The organism is Haloarcula sp. CBA1122, assembly GCF_009741785.1.
GTDB classification, from domain to species: Archaea; Halobacteriota; Halobacteria; order Halobacteriales; family Haloarculaceae; genus Haloarcula; species Haloarcula hispanica.
In genome coordinates, this window is the sequence record NZ_WPCB01000004.1 from 122,933 (window position 1) to 138,597 (window position 15,665).

20 protein-coding genes and 1 pseudogene are annotated in these 15,665 nt (G+C 63.7%); 11 read left to right on the plus strand and 10 right to left on the minus strand.

Annotated elements, in window-relative coordinates; genetic code table 11:
* Positions 1-32: 32 nt before the first annotated feature.
* Positions 33-1,790 (minus strand): histidine kinase N-terminal 7TM domain-containing protein, encoded by a 1,758-nt coding sequence (locus GJ630_RS02820; protein ID WP_191449357.1) that lies wholly within the window; start codon positions 1,788-1,790, stop codon positions 33-35.
* Positions 1,791-1,817: 27 nt separating this feature from the next.
* Between GJ630_RS02820 and GJ630_RS02825 the strand changes: the two genes are divergently transcribed.
* Together GJ630_RS02825 and GJ630_RS02830 are read left to right on the plus strand one after the other, a co-directional pair.
* On the plus strand, positions 1,818-2,141 hold the full coding sequence (locus GJ630_RS02825) for a DUF5827 family protein (RefSeq protein ID WP_023843290.1): 324 nt from the start codon (positions 1,818-1,820) through the stop codon (positions 2,139-2,141).
* Positions 2,138-2,962, plus strand: coding sequence for an ATPase (locus tag GJ630_RS02830; protein WP_014040529.1), 825 nt, complete (start codon positions 2,138-2,140; stop codon positions 2,960-2,962). Before GJ630_RS02825 ends, GJ630_RS02830 begins: the two co-directional genes overlap by 4 nt.
* A 21-nt stretch (positions 2,963-2,983) precedes the next feature.
* On the opposite strand, the gene GJ630_RS02835 is transcribed toward GJ630_RS02830, so the two are convergent.
* Positions 2,984-3,559, minus strand: a complete 576-nt coding sequence (locus GJ630_RS02835) for an MBL fold metallo-hydrolase (protein WP_014040530.1) — start codon at positions 3,557-3,559, stop codon at positions 2,984-2,986.
* Between the two features lie 122 nt (positions 3,560-3,681).
* Here GJ630_RS02835 and GJ630_RS02840 point away from each other — a divergent pair, with 122 nt between their 5' ends.
* The 5 genes from GJ630_RS02840 to GJ630_RS02860 all read left to right on the plus strand — a co-directional run bounded on the left by GJ630_RS02840 (position 3,682) and on the right by GJ630_RS02860 (position 6,672).
* Positions 3,682-4,266 (plus strand): response regulator transcription factor, encoded by a 585-nt coding sequence (locus GJ630_RS02840; RefSeq protein WP_023843291.1) that lies wholly within the window; start codon positions 3,682-3,684, stop codon positions 4,264-4,266.
* 10 nt (positions 4,267-4,276) lie between these two features.
* Positions 4,277-4,936, plus strand: coding sequence for an ATPase domain-containing protein (locus GJ630_RS02845; RefSeq protein WP_044951863.1), 660 nt, complete (start codon positions 4,277-4,279; stop codon positions 4,934-4,936).
* Positions 4,937-5,018: 82 nt separating this feature from the next.
* Positions 5,019-5,762, plus strand: a complete 744-nt coding sequence (thyX, locus tag GJ630_RS02850) for an FAD-dependent thymidylate synthase (RefSeq protein ID WP_014040533.1) — start codon at positions 5,019-5,021, stop codon at positions 5,760-5,762.
* A 197-nt stretch (positions 5,763-5,959) separates the two neighbouring features.
* On the plus strand, positions 5,960-6,133 hold the full coding sequence (locus tag GJ630_RS02855) for a hypothetical protein (RefSeq protein ID WP_155120743.1): 174 nt from the start codon (positions 5,960-5,962) through the stop codon (positions 6,131-6,133).
* 134 nt (positions 6,134-6,267) lie between these two features.
* Positions 6,268-6,672, plus strand: coding sequence for a translation initiation factor IF-2 subunit beta (locus GJ630_RS02860; RefSeq protein WP_014040534.1), 405 nt, complete (start codon positions 6,268-6,270; stop codon positions 6,670-6,672).
* Here the strand turns inward: GJ630_RS02860 and GJ630_RS19745 are convergent, their stop codons facing one another.
* From GJ630_RS19745 to GJ630_RS02890, 6 genes are all read right to left on the minus strand, one after another.
* A complete protein-coding gene (locus tag GJ630_RS19745) occupies positions 6,673-6,852 on the minus strand; it encodes a hypothetical protein (protein ID WP_004515550.1) in 180 nt (59 codons plus the stop codon).
* Between the two features lie 75 nt (positions 6,853-6,927).
* Complete coding sequence (locus GJ630_RS02870; RefSeq protein ID WP_014040535.1) at positions 6,928-7,896, minus strand: transcription initiation factor IIB family protein; 969 nt, start codon at positions 7,894-7,896, stop codon at positions 6,928-6,930.
* Positions 7,897-8,375: 479 nt separating this feature from the next.
* Positions 8,376-8,678 (minus strand): hypothetical protein, encoded by a 303-nt coding sequence (locus tag GJ630_RS02875; protein WP_023843293.1) that lies wholly within the window; start codon positions 8,676-8,678, stop codon positions 8,376-8,378.
* 55 nt (positions 8,679-8,733) lie between these two features.
* Positions 8,734-9,009 (minus strand): winged helix-turn-helix domain-containing protein, encoded by a 276-nt coding sequence (locus GJ630_RS02880; RefSeq protein WP_014040537.1) that lies wholly within the window; start codon positions 9,007-9,009, stop codon positions 8,734-8,736.
* A gap of 179 nt (positions 9,010-9,188) precedes the next feature.
* On the minus strand, positions 9,189-9,683 hold the full coding sequence (locus GJ630_RS02885; protein WP_064288182.1) for a fasciclin domain-containing protein: 495 nt from the start codon (positions 9,681-9,683) through the stop codon (positions 9,189-9,191).
* 74 nt (positions 9,684-9,757) lie between these two features.
* Positions 9,758-10,042: a DUF357 domain-containing protein gene (locus tag GJ630_RS02890; RefSeq protein ID WP_014040539.1), complete on the minus strand. Its 285-nt coding sequence runs from the start codon at positions 10,040-10,042 to the stop codon at positions 9,758-9,760.
* Positions 10,043-10,143: 101 nt separating this feature from the next.
* On the opposite strand from GJ630_RS02890, the gene GJ630_RS02895 reads away from it, so the two are divergent.
* Together GJ630_RS02895 and GJ630_RS02900 are read left to right on the plus strand one after the other, a co-directional pair.
* Complete coding sequence (locus GJ630_RS02895; RefSeq protein ID WP_191449358.1) at positions 10,144-11,193, plus strand: NAD(P)/FAD-dependent oxidoreductase; 1,050 nt, start codon at positions 10,144-10,146, stop codon at positions 11,191-11,193.
* A 66-nt stretch (positions 11,194-11,259) separates the two neighbouring features.
* Positions 11,260-11,547: a hypothetical protein gene (locus tag GJ630_RS02900; RefSeq protein ID WP_014040541.1), complete on the plus strand. Its 288-nt coding sequence runs from the start codon at positions 11,260-11,262 to the stop codon at positions 11,545-11,547.
* A gap of 16 nt (positions 11,548-11,563) precedes the next feature.
* Here GJ630_RS02900 and GJ630_RS02905 read toward each other — a convergent pair.
* Together GJ630_RS02905 and GJ630_RS02910 are read right to left on the minus strand one after the other, a co-directional pair.
* Positions 11,564-12,222 (minus strand): annotated as a pseudogene (locus GJ630_RS02905) (2,5-diamino-6-(ribosylamino)-4(3H)-pyrimidinone 5'-phosphate reductase).
* Between the two features lie 44 nt (positions 12,223-12,266).
* On the minus strand, positions 12,267-12,725 hold the full coding sequence (locus tag GJ630_RS02910) for a hypothetical protein (protein WP_023843295.1): 459 nt from the start codon (positions 12,723-12,725) through the stop codon (positions 12,267-12,269).
* 243 nt (positions 12,726-12,968) lie between these two features.
* On the opposite strand from GJ630_RS02910, the gene GJ630_RS02915 reads away from it, so the two are divergent.
* Both GJ630_RS02915 and GJ630_RS02920 read left to right on the plus strand, forming a co-directional pair.
* Complete coding sequence (locus GJ630_RS02915) at positions 12,969-14,249, plus strand: Single-stranded DNA binding protein (protein ID WP_151103464.1); 1,281 nt, start codon at positions 12,969-12,971, stop codon at positions 14,247-14,249.
* The coding region (locus GJ630_RS02920) for a hypothetical protein (protein WP_191449359.1) at positions 14,246-15,665 on the plus strand (1,420 nt) is incomplete at its 3' end. The genes GJ630_RS02915 and GJ630_RS02920, both read left to right, overlap by 4 nt.

The window sequence follows — 15,665 nt, forward strand, 5'->3', positions numbered from 1 at the left end:
CACAGCCGAGCGGGCCTTATACTGTCGGCTGCTCAGGACGGCGTCTCAGAGAGCTGTGTCGACCTTGTTTCGAGCCCCGAAATGACGAGTTTCGCGCCGCCGGACCGGCTCTCCGTCATCTCGACGTCCCACCAGTGGGACTCGACGACGTGCTGGACGATGGCCAGTCCGAGGCCGGTCCCCGACTCGGAACTGGTGACGCCGTGCGTGAATACCTCCTCTCGTTCCTCGGGCGGCACGCCGGGGCCGTTGTCGCTGATCGTGAACCCGTCCGGGGTGGCGTCAACGCGTATCGTTACCCCCGCGCCGCCGTGTGCCACACTGTCGTCGGACTCTGTCCGACTGTGCCCGTGGTCAGCGCTGTCGTCGGCATCTGGTCGATTGCCTGTGGAACCATGTTCCACACTGTTCCGAACCACGTTTTCGAACAGTTGCAGGAGCTGGTCACGGTCGCCGATAATCTCCCGGTCGCCGTCGATTCGCAGCGTCGCCTTGCCGGTGTCGACGTGGCCCCAGGCCGCCTTCGCCAGCGCCGAAAGCTGTAGCTCGACCCTGTCAGTCGTCTTTTCGTCGCGGGCGAAGGCGAGTACCTCGTCGATGAGGCTACTCATCCGGTCGTGGGCCTCCTCGACACGGTCGAACTCTTCGGGGTCGTTCCGCTCTCGGGCCAGCGCCAGTCGGCCCGAGGCCACGTTCAGCGGGTTCCGGAGGTCGTGAGAGAGGACAGCGGCGAACTGGTCGAGCTGCTGGTTCCGGCGTTCGAGTTCCCGCTCGCGCTCTTTCTGCTCGGTGATTTCGTGGACGAGAAACACGCGTCCGACCAGCGCGTCGTGGGAGTCATACAGCGGGGTGAGTTGGACGTCGAAAAACCGGTCGCGCTGCTCGATGACGGCCTGCGTTTCCTCGGCGTCGTCGTTCAGGCCGCGGTACTTTTCCAGTAGCTTTGGCGACGTTTCGAGCGCGTCCTCGACGGATTTCCCGACGATATCTTCGTCCCCGAGCAGTTGCCGGCCGACGTCGTTGGCCTCGATTATCGTATCGTCCGTATCGACGACGAACACAGCGCTGTTGAGGGATTCGACGACCTCCCGGTAGGCGACCGGTGAGATGTCCAGCAGTCTGCCTTTGAAAAACGCCCACGAGAGCGTGAGCCCGGTGCCAGCCAGCAACAGCGGTGTAAATTCGATTGCGGTATCACCGAAGATGCTGACAACGCTCCCGAACCACGGGAGCACGATAGCCAGTAGGACGGCGTACACCTGCTTCCGGTACAGGCCGCCGGAGACGAGTGCGTAGTGGATGAGAAGCGCACTCGACACGGCGATGAGTGCATAGGAGTATACCAGATGCCCCCAGAAGACCGGTCCAGGGGTTATCTCCCAGCCGTACATACCAGCGTCCGTCGGGCCGGAGATAGCGTATATCGCACCGTCGGGGCCGACAAACAGCGCGGCAAAGAACACGAGAGGTTCGACAGCCAGTAACGCGACGGCCCGCCAGCCGAGATACCGGTCGCGGCCGGTGTAGGCCAGCGCGAACACGAACAGGCCGGCCATCGCGGGCATCACGCCGACGTACAGGCCGTACGCGAAGAACAGAGCCAACTCAGTCCCGCGCGTCAAAACACCGACCGCGGCACAGAGGTCCCATATCGAGAGCCCGGCGAGCAGAACAGAGAGCGCGGTCCCGCCGGGAGAGTCACGCCGGCTCCACGCGTACACCGACAGCGTCCCGAGGACAACGGCCACGACAAGCAGGGAAAAGGCATATGCAACGAGCAGCGTGGCCATTGACGTATAATCCGGCTCTGCGAGTAAATGGGTTCCGCCCAGTTCGAGGGATTTACCCACTCGCTCGGCATACCGGCGGGTATGCCTGTCGACAAGCAGGAGTTCGACGAGATACTGTCGTTCGAGCTCCACGAACCCGCGGACATTCTCGACGCCGACAAACTGTACACCATCCCGGAAATCGCCCGCCTCCTGCAGGGCCTCCCGGCGGACGCCGAACTCAGCGAGGCCAGCGAGTCGGTGTTCATCGACTGGGCCATCCCGTGGATGATCTTCAATCAGGACGACCTCGTCATCGCCGACCCGCAGGACGACGACGTCGTCGGGCTGTACGGCCTCGCTGAGTCATGAAGCTCCTCGTTGCCGGCAGTGACCGGGTCGACGCGGGCAAGACCACGTTCAGCGTCGGCCTGCTCGAACGGACCAGCGCTCAGGGGTTCAAGCCCAGAGCGGGCAACAACTACTGGTTCGACCACGACGACTATCAGCGAGCGACAAACGAGGGGCGGCTGTACGGCAAGGACGCCAAGCGCCTCGCGGCCGCGTCACCGAGCGATGTCGCACCGGAAGAGATCAATCCGATTCACCGCCTCTGGCACCCCTCACCGGGAGCCGAGACGGGCCTGCTCGGGAAAGAAAACCAGCAGTTCGTCGTGGACCGGGTCGGCCGTCCGAGTTCTGAAACCGGGGTCGAATACGTCGTCAACGGGACCGTCGACCTGCCGGAGTCCGTTGCCGAACGACTCCCGGTTGCCAACGCGCCACGGGTCACCTCAGTCGCCGATTTCAACGACCTGATGCGGGTGATGCACGTCGAGGCACTGGAGTCACTCGCCGCGGACATCGAGACGACGGACCGGGCGGTCGTAGAGTCCTACGGCGACGTGGCCCGGCCGCTGTCGGGCATCGAACCGGACGCCGTGGCCGTCGTCGAGCCGGGACGAGCACGCATCTACGACGGCGACCGGTACAGCAAGGCCTGTCAGATCGCCACCGGTGGTCCCGGCGACGGCCAACTGGAGGAACGGGTGCCGAACGTCGTCGACCTTATCGAGCAGGTCGCCGCGGTGCGCCTGCCCGCGCTCGACAGCGAGCAGCGCAACGACCCGGCGGCGGTCGCCGATGCGTACGACCACGCCTACGACGCCTTGCTGGCCTGTGCCTTCGACTAAAACTATCGCTCAGCCGCAGCCTCAGAACTTCGCGGCCTGCAGGGCCAGTTCGATGTCCTGATACGGCGCGTCGGTGACGCTCGGCCCGTGGCCGGTGTGCATCTCCTGTAGGTCCTCGTCGACAACCGACAGCACCTGCTCGATACTGTCGACGAGCAGACTACGGTCGCCTTCGTCGAGGTCGGTCCGGCCGAAGCTCCCGTTGGCGAATACGAGGTCGCCGGCGAACAGGACGCCGGCTTCGTCCGAGTAGAAGCAGAGATGGTCGTTCTTGTGGCCGGGCGTGTGCAGCGCCCGGTAGTCGTGGTCACCTAGCTGTATCGTTCCGTCATCAGCGATAGCGTGCTCGACACCGTCCTGGTCCGTGTCGTAGCCGTACACCGGCACGTCGAAGGCGTCGACGACGCTGTCGAGGTTCTCGACGTGGTCGTAGTGGGTGTGGGTGACCGCAACAGCGTCGATGTCGTCGACGTGCTCTTCGACGGCCGACACCACGTCGAACTCGTTGCCGACGTCGACCAGAACGGTTCGGTCCCCAGTGACGAGGAACACGTTGCTCGTGAAGGCCTGCTGCCCACGGGCGAGGTTTCGGATCATTACAGGCCTGTTTGCCGTCGTCCCGGATGTGGGTATCGTTCTGTCACCGGCCGAGACGCGCTACACGCCCGCACCCACAGGGCTATGTACGTGGATATGCAAACGGGGGATAGTAGAACATTATGTCAGATTCGGACCTACCTGTGGTGCTTATCGTCGAAGACGAACCAGATGTTGCCGAGACGTACAAACTGTGGCTGCAACAGGAGTACGAGGTCCGCATGGCACAGAACGGCGACGAGGGCCTGGAGCAACTGGACGCGGATGTCGATGTCGTGTTGCTCGACCGGATGATGCCCGGACTTTCCGGGGACGAAGTGCTGGAGCGTATTCGCGAGCGGAAGCTGGGCTGTCGGGTGGCAATGGTCACTGCCGTCGAACCGGACTTCGATATTCTGGAGATGGGCTTTGATGCATACCTCTCAAAGCCGATCCGGAGCGAACAGCTCCACGAGACGGTCGACAATCTGCTCGACCGCTCCGAGTACGACTCTCTGCTGCAGGAGTACTACGCGCTCGTCGAGAAGCAGGCGACGCTGGAAGCGACGAAATCGAGCGCAGAGCTGGCGGAGAGTGACCAGTACGACGAACTGACCCAGAGAGTCGCAGAGATGCGAGACGACCTCTCGGAGACACTCGGTGGCATCGAAGACGACTCCGATTTCATCGCAACGCTTCGCGGACTGAGCGACGATGAAGACAACTGAGCGACAAACAATGTATGATCTCACCTCAGTACTAGAGTTCGATGCGCTCAGTGAGGTCCGGCCAGGGTCCAGCATCCTGATCTCCGGCCCAGCAATGAGCGGGAAGGAACGACTCGCATACGATATTCTCGCCGATGGTCTGCGAAAGGACGACGGCGCAGTGGTCGTGACGACCGGAGACGGCGCGGGCAGCGTCGTCGAGGAGTTCCGGTCGCTCGTGCCCGACCTCGACGACTCCCAGCTCGGTGTCATCGACTGTCGGGGCGAAGGTGGCACGGACGAGGAGGCAATCGGCAACGCCCACGCCCACCACGTCTCTTCGCCCGGTGATCTCACCGGCATCGGTATCGGCATCACGAAGGCGCTGGAGGGACTACACAACGCCGGCAACGAACAGGGCCGTCTGGCCCTCGTCTCGCTGTCGACGATGCTGACCTACACGGACAAGAAGACCGTGTTCAAGTTCTGTCATGTGCTGTCCTCGCGGCTGGACTCCGCGGGCTACATCGGCGTGTTCACCATCGACTCGGGAGCCCACGACGACCAGACACTGCAGGTCATCAAGCAGGCGTTCGACGGGATGATCGACGTGCGCGACGCCGAGGGCGGCGGCCGCGAGGCCCGCGTGCTCGGCCTCGCCGGCGAGCCGACCGACTGGCAGGACATCTGAGTACGTCGCCATCCACAGGCGGTCCGAACCCCGTGTCGGTCCGGGAAGGAAGTATTTTGCCGCTCCGGTTCACCCACCCGATATGGACGTAAAGCTGCTCGAAGCCACAGACGACCCCGAGGACCTCATCTGCAAGGCAGCACGTAACGACTACAGCGACACCTCCGTCGGCAGCCAGTCGTTCGAAGCGACGATGGCTGAGGTCGACGGAGACACCCTTGACGACAAGAAGGAGACGCTCATCGGCCACCTGCTCGACCACGGCCACTTCGGTCCGTTCGAGCACGCGCAGGCGACCTTCGCCGTGGAGGGGGTCTCCCGCTCCTGTATGGCCCAGATCACCCGCCACCGCCACGTCTCCTTCGACGTGCAGTCGATGCGGTACGTCTCCTTCGACGACGTGGACCCCGAAGCCGTCCGGGAAGGCGAACTGGTCGTGACGCCGCCGTCCGCGACGGACCCGGACTGGATCGGCCGGAACCAGCAGAAAGCGAGCGTCTCCGACGAGGAGTTCGAGGAGCGCACGGAAATATTCAAAGACACCATCGAACAGGCGGTCGAATCGTACCAGGAACTGCTTGAGCTGGGAATGCCACCGGAAGACGCTCGGTTCGTGCTGCCAATCGGAACAAAGGTGAACATCGTGATGTCGATGAACGCCCGGATGCTGATGCACGTCGCGGACATGCGAGCCGCGGCGGACGCACAGTGGGAGATCCGGGAGATGACCGAGGAGATGCTCGACCTGGCAGCCGACTGGTGTCCCAAGACCTTCGACTACTACGAGCGGGAGATGAAGGGACGCAAGAACCGGCTCGCACCCTGACAGAGCCGCACTTCTCGCGGCAGTTCAGAACAGCTGTCTTCGGTCGTGGGCATCGACAATTGTTGGATCGACCTTGATACTCACAACGGCAATAGCGAGACACGAGCCGTTTTGTTGCGTCAGCGACCGGATTTCAGAGTATCAAAAGACGAAACGAGTACGACACATTCATTACCGCACATCCTAGATAAACAATTGTGTCTTACGAGGTTGAACGTCCCACCCGTCGGTCGGGCACTGCGTCTGATGTGATGTGTGCTGTCGACGATGTCGACGGCCAGCAGCGGTTCGTCATCGCCGATATTGCCCACGATGACATCTGGATTTCGATGGTAGCGGACGAGACCTGCACACTTACAGCCTGGCGATAGCGGGCCACCACCGGCTGTGACGGATTCTTGTAGATAGTTCCGGATAGTGCCGACCTCGGGGTCGACACAGACCGGGAAATCGCTCAAACAGTCCGTATGAAAAGTTTTTGTTGACCGCTCTGTGACGTAGGAGTATGGAATACGACGACATGCTCGACCGGGCGATGGAGGAGACGCCCGAGATTGACGGCACAAGCGAGCGGTTCGAGGTCCCCGATCCAGACGTCCGACAGGAAGGGAACGTCACCGTCTACGAGAACTTCCAGTCGACGTGTTCCCGGCTCGGACGCGAGGACGACCATGTGATGAAGTTCCTCCAGAACGACCTCGGGACAAGCGGCCACATCGACGAGAGCGGTCGAGCGCGCCTGACCGGCGAGTTCGATGCCGACCGTATCGAGGCGTCCATCGACGAGTACGTCGACGAGTTCGTGCTCTGCTCGGAGTGTGGGCTGCCGGACACGCAACTGGAACGGGAACAGGGCGCGCTGTTGCTCCGCTGTGAGGCGTGTGGCGCCCGCTCGGCGACGAGCGAGTAGCTACTGCAGACCTTTCAGCGTCTGCAAGTCGTTTTCCGTGCGGGTAAAAACGGCGAGCCGATGGCTCGCGTGACAGTTCGGGCAGTGGAACGTCGTGTCGTGTCGCGGCAAGTCCGTTGGCGTCGACTCCCAGTCTTTCTTACACTCAGGACAGAGCAATCGAACGTACGCTTCCTCCATGTATGTTACTCACACACACATATCCAACGATAAAAAGCCTTGGCGTCTCCCCATTAGTCTGCCTTCACCCGGGCGTCAGGCCGGAAGGTCCTCGGCTTCGAGGAGTTCCTTGTACCGGTTTCGAATAGTCACTTCGGAGATGTCGGCGACGTCGCTGACCTGACTCTGTGTGACCTTCTCGTTGGTCAGCAACGCGGCGGCGTAGACGGCCGCTGCGGCGATGCCGACCGGCGATTTGCCGGAGAGCATCCCCGACTGGCGAGCACCTTCGATGAGGTCCCGTGCCTGTCGCTGGGTCTCCTCGCTGAGTCCGAGGTCGGAGATGAACCGCGGGAGGTAGTGTTCCGGGTCCGCCGGCTGGACTTCGAGGCTGAGTTCCCGGACGATGTACCGGTAGGTCCGTGTGAGTTCCATCTTTTCGACGCGGGAGACGCGGGCCATCTCGTCCAGCGACCGGGGGTTTCCGGCCATGCGAGCGGCCGCGTACAGCGCGGACGTGGCGACGCCCTCAATGGAGCGGCCCGGAAGGAGGTCGTCACCGAGCGCGCGCCGGTAGATGACGCTGGATGTCTCGCGGACGTTCTGGGGGAGTCCCAGCGCCGAGGCCATCCGGTCGATTTCGCCCAGCGCCTGCTTGAGATTGCGCTCCTTGGAGTCACGGGTACGGAACCGCTCGTTCCAGGTCCGGAGCCGCTGCATCTTCTGGCGCTGCTCGCTGGAGAGGGAACGCCCGTAGGCGTCCTTGTTCTGCCAGCCGATGTTGGTCGAGAGCCCCTTGTCGTGCATCATGTTCGTCGTCGGCGCACCGACGCGGGACTTGCGGTCCTTCTCTGCGGAGTTGAACGCCCGCCACTCCGGCCCGTGGTCGATCTCGTCCTCTTCGACGACCAGTCCACAGTCCTCACAGACTGTTTCGCCGTGTTCGGAGTCCGTAACGACGTTGCCACTACATTCGGGACAGGCCTCTACAGCCTCCTGCTCCGTCGGTTCGGATATTTGCTCGTCTCGTTCTCGTGTGCTCGTCCGCGTTGGTGATTCACTCATGATTGGGAGTTCTGTTCTGCCGGGTGCAGAAATTTTAAGACTGTTTGGGGAAACTGCCTTATCCTATAGTTAGTCCGTAAAGTATATAAATCTTTCCCCGGATTTCCGCAGGAACCGCCGGATAGCGGGGTGATAGGGTATGACATGGCCCGCCGTACGGCTATATAATCTTGGTGGTTATCGCCGCCGTCCGTGCACAACGCATAAATGGGGGGCTGCACCGCCGTGCGACTCCATCTGTGCTCCGTCGAACGACCAGTCCTCACCTCGATACGACCGCTCCTGATCGGTCGGGAGCGGCAAGTGGGTCCCGGAATTACCGGGTCAGCGGGAGTCACCGTGTGGTTCCGCACATCGTGGGGGAGTGATGAAATATAAAAAGCGATGTTACCAACTGGCATGATTTGGTTACAGTTGCATACCAGATACATACATCCACACGACGACAGCCCCCGTTTGAGGGATGTCGCGGCAACCGCTCAATCGAGCGAGATCCACGCCAGAAACAGCAGCCCTCCGAGCTCCAGTATCGCAACGAATGTCATCGCGCGACCGGCGACAGGGGCGGCGCTTCGCAACAGCACGGCGACCTCCGGGTCAAGGACGTAGTAGTAGACGGACAGGCAGTTCTCGGCGAGCAACAGTACCCCGAAGACCGTCAGTCCGAGCGCGTGTTTCGAACCCACTGCCAGGTAGTTCCGGACCCAGACTGACAGTAGCACGAGCAGGACCACGACGTTGAGCGCGGACGCGACACTCGCCGCGGTCATCCAGACTGCCATCTGTGCCCTCCTATGCCGGCTCGTGGTAAGACTCCTTTCCCGATTTCAGCCATTGTCACTCGATCTCCGCGATGATTTCCTCGATGGTGTCCCAGTACTGTTCGGTCCTGTCCGTCAGCGTGTAGACGGAGCCGTAGTCGCCGCCGGTGTTGTCGACGACGCCGTTGTCCAACAGCACGTCAAGGTGGTGCCGGACGGTCTTGTAATCGAGGTCAAGGTCCTCCGCCAGTTGGTTAGCGTTCCGGGGCCGTCGCTTGAGGGCCTTGAGGATACGGGCTCTGTTTGGCCCCCCACGGGTCCCGGAGAGAACGTACCAGAGGACACCCTCCATCAGCAGACCCAACTCTCCGGGCGTACGTATATCCACTGGCCGATTGTGCGATAGCTGCCTACGAGCGTAACGGCGGAAGCTAATTGTCAGCGGTGGGCATCAAGAACCCGAAGCGGTCGTCGCGGGGTGGCAATTCTGGCCGGCTGTCACGCACGGGCTCGAGATAGTCGTGCGCCGGGTTACGGCTGCAACACGCCGTCGATGGCGTGGATGAAGCCGTTGGAGGCCTCGATGTTCGTGTCGACGATATCGGCCTGGTCGCCGTTGAGGTCAGTCCCGTCTACGTCGATCTTCGCCCCGTTCAGCGTCGGGATTTTCTCCGAGTCGACGACGGAGCTTGCGTCTCGCTCGCCCGGTGCGACGTGGTACGTGAGGACGTCCACGAGGAACTCGTCGTCGACATCGCCGACGTTGTCGACAGTGATTCCCGCGGCGTTAAACGCATCGTCGGTCGGCGCAAACACCGTCAGCTGACGGTTCCCGCTGAGCGTGTCGACGAGGCCGGCTTCCTGCACTGCGGCCACCAGCACGTCGAAGCCGTCGGCCGCCATGGCCACGTCAACGATCGTATCGCCGTCTCTCGGCGGCGCGGCACTCGCGGCACCGACGCCACCGACTGCGACTGCTGTTCCGGCACCGATACTCCGTAACACACTGCGCCTGGTCTGTTTCATGGAAACCCGGACGATTCGGAGGACTGTTGACAGTTAACCGGTTTCCGAACTGGGACCCAAATTAGACCATAGTTTCAGACAGTGAATAGGTGACCCTCGGTCGGAACGTCGAAGAGTCCGATACGTGCGCCCGCGTCCAGCCACGCATGCCCGTACGAGAACGATGCCAGCGCGTTGACCGGGTCGTCGTCGTCCCTGAAGTGGCGACCGTCCGCCAGATACGCCGCCGCCATCTCTTCACACTCCAGTGCGGCGTCGTGCATCGGCGTCCCTTCAGGTGGCGCGACTGATGCCGCGTCGAGCGCCTCGGCGAGCAGTCCCTCGTAGCGGTCGGTCTTCTCTTCGAGATCTGCGGCCATACCCTCAGCGAACGGTGGCAGTGGCCTAAGCGTGTCGTCCCAGTGCGAGTTCGGCGCACGACAACACAAGCTAAATACGGCCCGGTAGTCTAGCTTGGCTAATGACAGAATCGGTCGAACACCGACGACTCATCGTCGCTGGCACCGGCGCAGCGGGACTGACAGCGGCCATCTACGCCGCCAGAAGTAACAACGACCCACTCGTTCTGGAAGGCGACGAACCGGGCGGGCAGCTCACGCTGACCAGCGAAGTCGAGAACTTCCCCGGCTTCCCCGAGGGGCTCTCCGGTCCGGACCTCATCAACAACATGAAAGAGCAGGCCGAGCGGTTCGGGACCGAGCTGAAACACGGCATCGTCGCCGACATCGACGACAGCGAACGGCCGTTCCGCGTGGAACTGTCGAACGGCGACGTGTACACCTGCGACGCCTTCATCGCCGCCTCCGGAGCCAGCGCCCGGACGCTGGGCGTCCCCGGCGAGGACGAGCTGATGGGCTACGGCGTCTCGACGTGTGCAACCTGTGACGGCGCGTTCTTCCGCGGCGAGGACATGCTCGTTGTCGGCGGCGGCGACGCGGCCATGGAGGAGGCCCACTTCCTCACGAAGTTCGCCGACACCGTCTACATCGCACACCGCCGCGAGGAGTTCCGCGCCGAGGACTACTGGATCGACCGCGTCCAGCAGAAGGTCGACGAGGGCGAAATCGAGATCATGCGAAACACCGAGTTGCTGGAGATGCACGGCTCACCCGAGAACGGGGTCGACCACGTCACCCTCGCACAGAACGACGCGGGCCATCCCAGCGAGAAGCTCGACGCCGACGGGACCGAAACCTTCGACTTCGACGTTGGTGCCGTCTTTATTGCCATCGGTCACACGCCTAACACCGACTACCTCGAAGACACCGGCGTCGAGCTGGACGATACCGGGTACATCCAGACCCACGGCGGCACCGGCGGCGACCAGACCGCCACCGACGTCGACGGGATCTTCGGTGCCGGCGACGTGGTCGACTACCACTACCAGCAGGCCGTCACCGCCGCCGGGATGGGCTGTAAGGCCGCCATCGACGCCGACGAGTACCTCGAATCACAGGCCGAGGCCGCCGCCGAGGCGGAGTCCGAGGCCGCGGCAGAAGTCGACGACTAGCGCAGTTGTTTCTTCGTTCGTCCCCACATCCACAGACCCTTTAGGATAGCCCCCGGAGTGAGCGGCATGGCAACCGATACTGTCACGCTGACTATCGACGACGGCGAAGAGACCGACGAACTCACCGTCCCAAGCGAACTCGTAGACATCCTCCGAGAGTCGCCCGAGGAGACGGACCCGCAGGTCGTCGGCGACATCGCGATGTTCGGCATGACCCAGCGGATTCACAGCGCTGTCCACCACGCGCAGGGCGAGCCGGACGAGCAGATCGTCGCGCTCGAAGAGGAAACCAGCGAACTGTTCGAAGAGCGCTTCGGCCAGTCCTTCGCCGAGCTGACCGGCCACGACCACTAATTCTGTCGGCCAGTTCTTAGAACTGCCAGTGTAGCACCACGCCGTCGTCGAGCCGTTCGACGCCGGCCAGCTCCGGCTCCGGGAAGTCCTCGATGAAGCCGTCGCCGTCGGCCAGCGTCGGCGCGTCCCGGCCGCCGATGACCTTCGGCCCGATGTAGACGAACAGCTCGTCGACCAGCGCCTCTTCTAGCAGGCCGAAGATGAGTTCGCCGCCACCCTCGACCATGAGCTGGTCGATACCGTCGCCCTCCAGTTTCGCAAGCGTCGTCGTCAGGTCGACCCGGTCCTGCCCGGCGGCGATGACGTACGCGCCGGCGTCTTCCATCTCCTCGATGAAGTCCGGCGGGGCGGCTTCGCTGACGAGGAGGTAGGTCTGGGCGCGACCGTCCAGCACTGTGGCGTCCGGCGGCGTCGGATGCGGGAGTCGGCGACGACGCGTGCGGGATTTTCCGGCTTGCCGCGGTCGGCCCGGGCGGCGCGGCGGTCGGCGTCGTCGACGGTCAGTGAGGGGTCGTCAGCGAGAATCGTACCGACGCCGACCATCACAGCATCACTGTCGGCTCGAAGCTGGTCGACGCGGTCGAAGTCGTCCGGGCCGGAGATAGCGATCTGTTCGCGGCGGCGGGAGGAGAGTTTCCCATCGACACTCATGGCGGCGTTGACGACGACGTGCATACTCGTTCGTGCCGGCGACACGTCAAACGGCTTTTGGGTTACAGTCAGGAGGACGTTGTTTCGGGGCGCTTCGACAGCTTCCGGACGTCGAGTTTCTTCACGGTGCCGTCGCCGGTTTTCAGCTTCAGCACCGTCTTTTTCAGTACGAGTTCTTCGACGTCGAGCGTCGTCTCCGTGCTCCAGCCCCGTAGCCTGACCATCCCTTCCTCGTCGATTTCGAGGAACGTGCGGGGTTTGCGCTGGGACCCCATCGTCCACTCCTCGTCGCCGACGGACAGCTCCTGCCCGCCGCTTTTCGCCCAGCGGAACACGCAAGCGAACTGCTCGCGGGGTTCGTCACCGCGGTCGTGATCGACGCGGGTCCACTGCTCGAAGTCGACGCCGAAGTGGGCGGCCCACAGCTCCAGATACTCGAAATCGAACTTCTTCTTGCCGTCGTTGTTCCGGCCACTCCGCCAGATGACGTGCGCCTCCGACGGCTTCGACCCGAACATACTGCCCACAGTCAGGCCCCCGGGCGACTGCCGTTATTATTTGATCTGATATCACGAATCCCGACTAGTCGAATATCTCCGATAACGTACTTTTTAGCCATTTGAAACGTCCCAACACAGTCAACGCCCATATCCTGAGAGATTACAGTATCACAAATAAGAATTGTGGGCGATTTTGAACAGGTGTGAACGGTCGTGACTTGCACGGCCGGCCGAAAACGCTTTTGAGTGCTCCCGTCGAACCGTCAGTCGATGTCTCTCGAAGACCATGCCGAGGAGCTCGCCTCCGACCTCGGTGTTGACAAAGAGGAGGTCACACGCGACCTGGAAAACCTCGTGAACTACTCCGTCCCGATGGACGAGGCCAAGCAGAGCCTCAGACGGAAGTACGGCGATGGCGGCTCGAGCGGCGACGGCACGCCGTCGAGCAAGGCCATCAGCGAGGTGTCGACCGACGACTCGAACGTGACGGTCACCGCCGTGGTGCTCACGTCGGGTCGTCGCTCCATCCAGTACAACGGGGAACAGCACGTCATCCGCGAGGGCCAACTCGCCGACGAGACGGGGAAGATATCCTACACGGCCTGGGACGGCTTCTCGGGCGACCTCCAGCCCGGCCAGACCGTCCGGCTCGGCAACGCCGGCGTCCGCGAGTGGGACGGCCAGCCGGAGCTCAATCTGGGCGACAGCACCGACCCGGAAGTCGTCGACGAGACGCTCGACATCGACTACGAGGTCGGCGGCCGCGCCGCGCTGCAGGACCTCGCACCGGGTGACCGCGGCATCACTGTGGAGGTGCAGGTGCTGGAGTGCGAGCAGAAGGTCATCGACGGCCGCGACGGCGAGACGACGATTCTCAGCGGCGTCCTCGGCGACGAGAGCGGCCGCCTCCCCTTCACTGACTGGGAGCCCCACGAGGAAATCGAGGAAGGGGCGTCCGTCCGCCTCGACGAGACGTTCGTCCGCGAGTTCCGCGGTGCACCGTCGGTAAACGTCTCGGAGTTCTCGACGGTGACCGCGCTGGACCGCACGGTCGAGGTCACCGAAGACGCGCCCCGGATGTCCATCCGGGAGGCTGTCGAGAGCGGCGGCCTGTTCGACGTGGAACTGGCCGGCAACGTCATCGAGGTGCGGGACGGCTCCGGCCTCATCGAGCGTTGTCCGGAGTGTGGCCGCGTCATCCAGAACGGCCAGTGCCGCTCCCACGGCGCTGTCGAGGGCGAGGACGACCTGCGGACGAAGGCCATCCTCGACGACGGGACCGACACCGTCACCGCAGTACTTGACGACGAACTCACTGCCAGGGTGTACGGCGGCGACCTCGACGACGCCCGCGAGCACGCCCGCGACGCGATGGACAAAGAGGTGGTCGCCGAGCGCATCAGCGACCGCATCGTGGGCCGCGAGTACGTCGTCCGCGGGTCGCTGTCGGTCGACGAGTACGGCGCGAACCTCACCGCCTCGACCTTCGTCGAGGCCGGCGACGACCCGGCGACGCGTGCGCGGACCCTCCTACAGGAGGCGGACACATGAGCGAATCCGGCGACAGCGGCCCCGGCCGCCGGGAGGTCGCCCATCGGCTGTTCGCCGCGGAGTTCGACGACGCCGACTTCTCGTATTCGGAGTCCGACGAGGAGCGCGCGCCGAACTACGTCGTCACGCCGACCGGCGCGCGGGTCAACCGCCTGTTCCTCGTCGGCGTCCTCACCGAACTCGAACAGGTCAACGACGACGTGTTGCGCGCCCGGGTCGTGGACCCGACCGGCCCGTTCGTCATCTACGCCGGCCAGTACCAGCCCGACGAACTGGCGTTTCTGGAAGGGGCCGACCCGCCGATGTTCGTCGCCGTCACGGGCAAGGCCCGCACCTTCCAGCCCGACGACAGCGACCGGGTGTTCACCTCGGTGCGACCCGAGAGTATCAGCGAGGTCGACGCGGACACGCGGGACCGCTGGGTCGTCCAGGCCGCCGAGCAGACCGTCTCGCGCATCGGACAGATGGCCAGCGCGAAACAGGCCGGTTTAGCCGGCGACGAACTCCGCCTCGCGCTGCTGGACCAAGGCATCGACGAGAGTGCCGCGGCCGGCATCACGCTCGCGCTGGATCATTACGGCACGACCGGCGACTACCTCGACGCGCTCCGGACGACGGCGCTCGACGCCGCTCGTGTCGTCGCCGGCGACACGGACGAGGCGGAAGGGCTGTCGTTGTCACCGGACGACGGGACCGACGACCCGATTCCGCTCCTTGCCTCTCTCGACCTCGATACTGACGTTTCCACCCCGGAGACGGCGACTGAGGACGCAGAGGGAGACGCGACGGCAACCGAGTCCGGCGCTACTGAGCCGACGACAGACGAGGAGGTGGCCGACGCGGCCGAGAAAGGTGCGCCCGCAGACGCTGCCGACGCCGAGCCCGCGCCCGGTTCGCCCGGCGCACCGGTCGGCGACGAGTCGACAGAGCCAGACGCCGGCGCGGCCACGAGTGACGCACCCGTCGAGACGCCCGAGACAGCGACCGACGCCGCAGCCGACGAAACCACGCCGGGTGAGTCCGTGGGTGAGGACGTGTCCTCGACGCCTGAACAGAGCGAGCCCGTGGACGAACCACCGGTGTCGAGTGAGCCGGTGACCGACGCCGACGCGATGGGACAGGACGAACCGGAGTCGTCGTCCGAACCCGACAACGGCGGTGACCTCGGCGACTTCGACACCGAGTTCGAACTGGACGAGGACGAACGCGAGGAAATCGAACAGGAGTACGGCACTGACTTCCAGAGCGGGACGGAAGTGGATGAGCCCGGCGAGGCCGACATCGAGACGCCGGACCACGAAGAACTGGCCGACGCGGCCCAGGAGGGCGCGCCCGCAGACGCCGCCGACGCCGAGCCCGCACCCGAATCAGCCGGCGCACCGGCCGGCGATGAGTCCCCCGAGCCGACCGCTGACG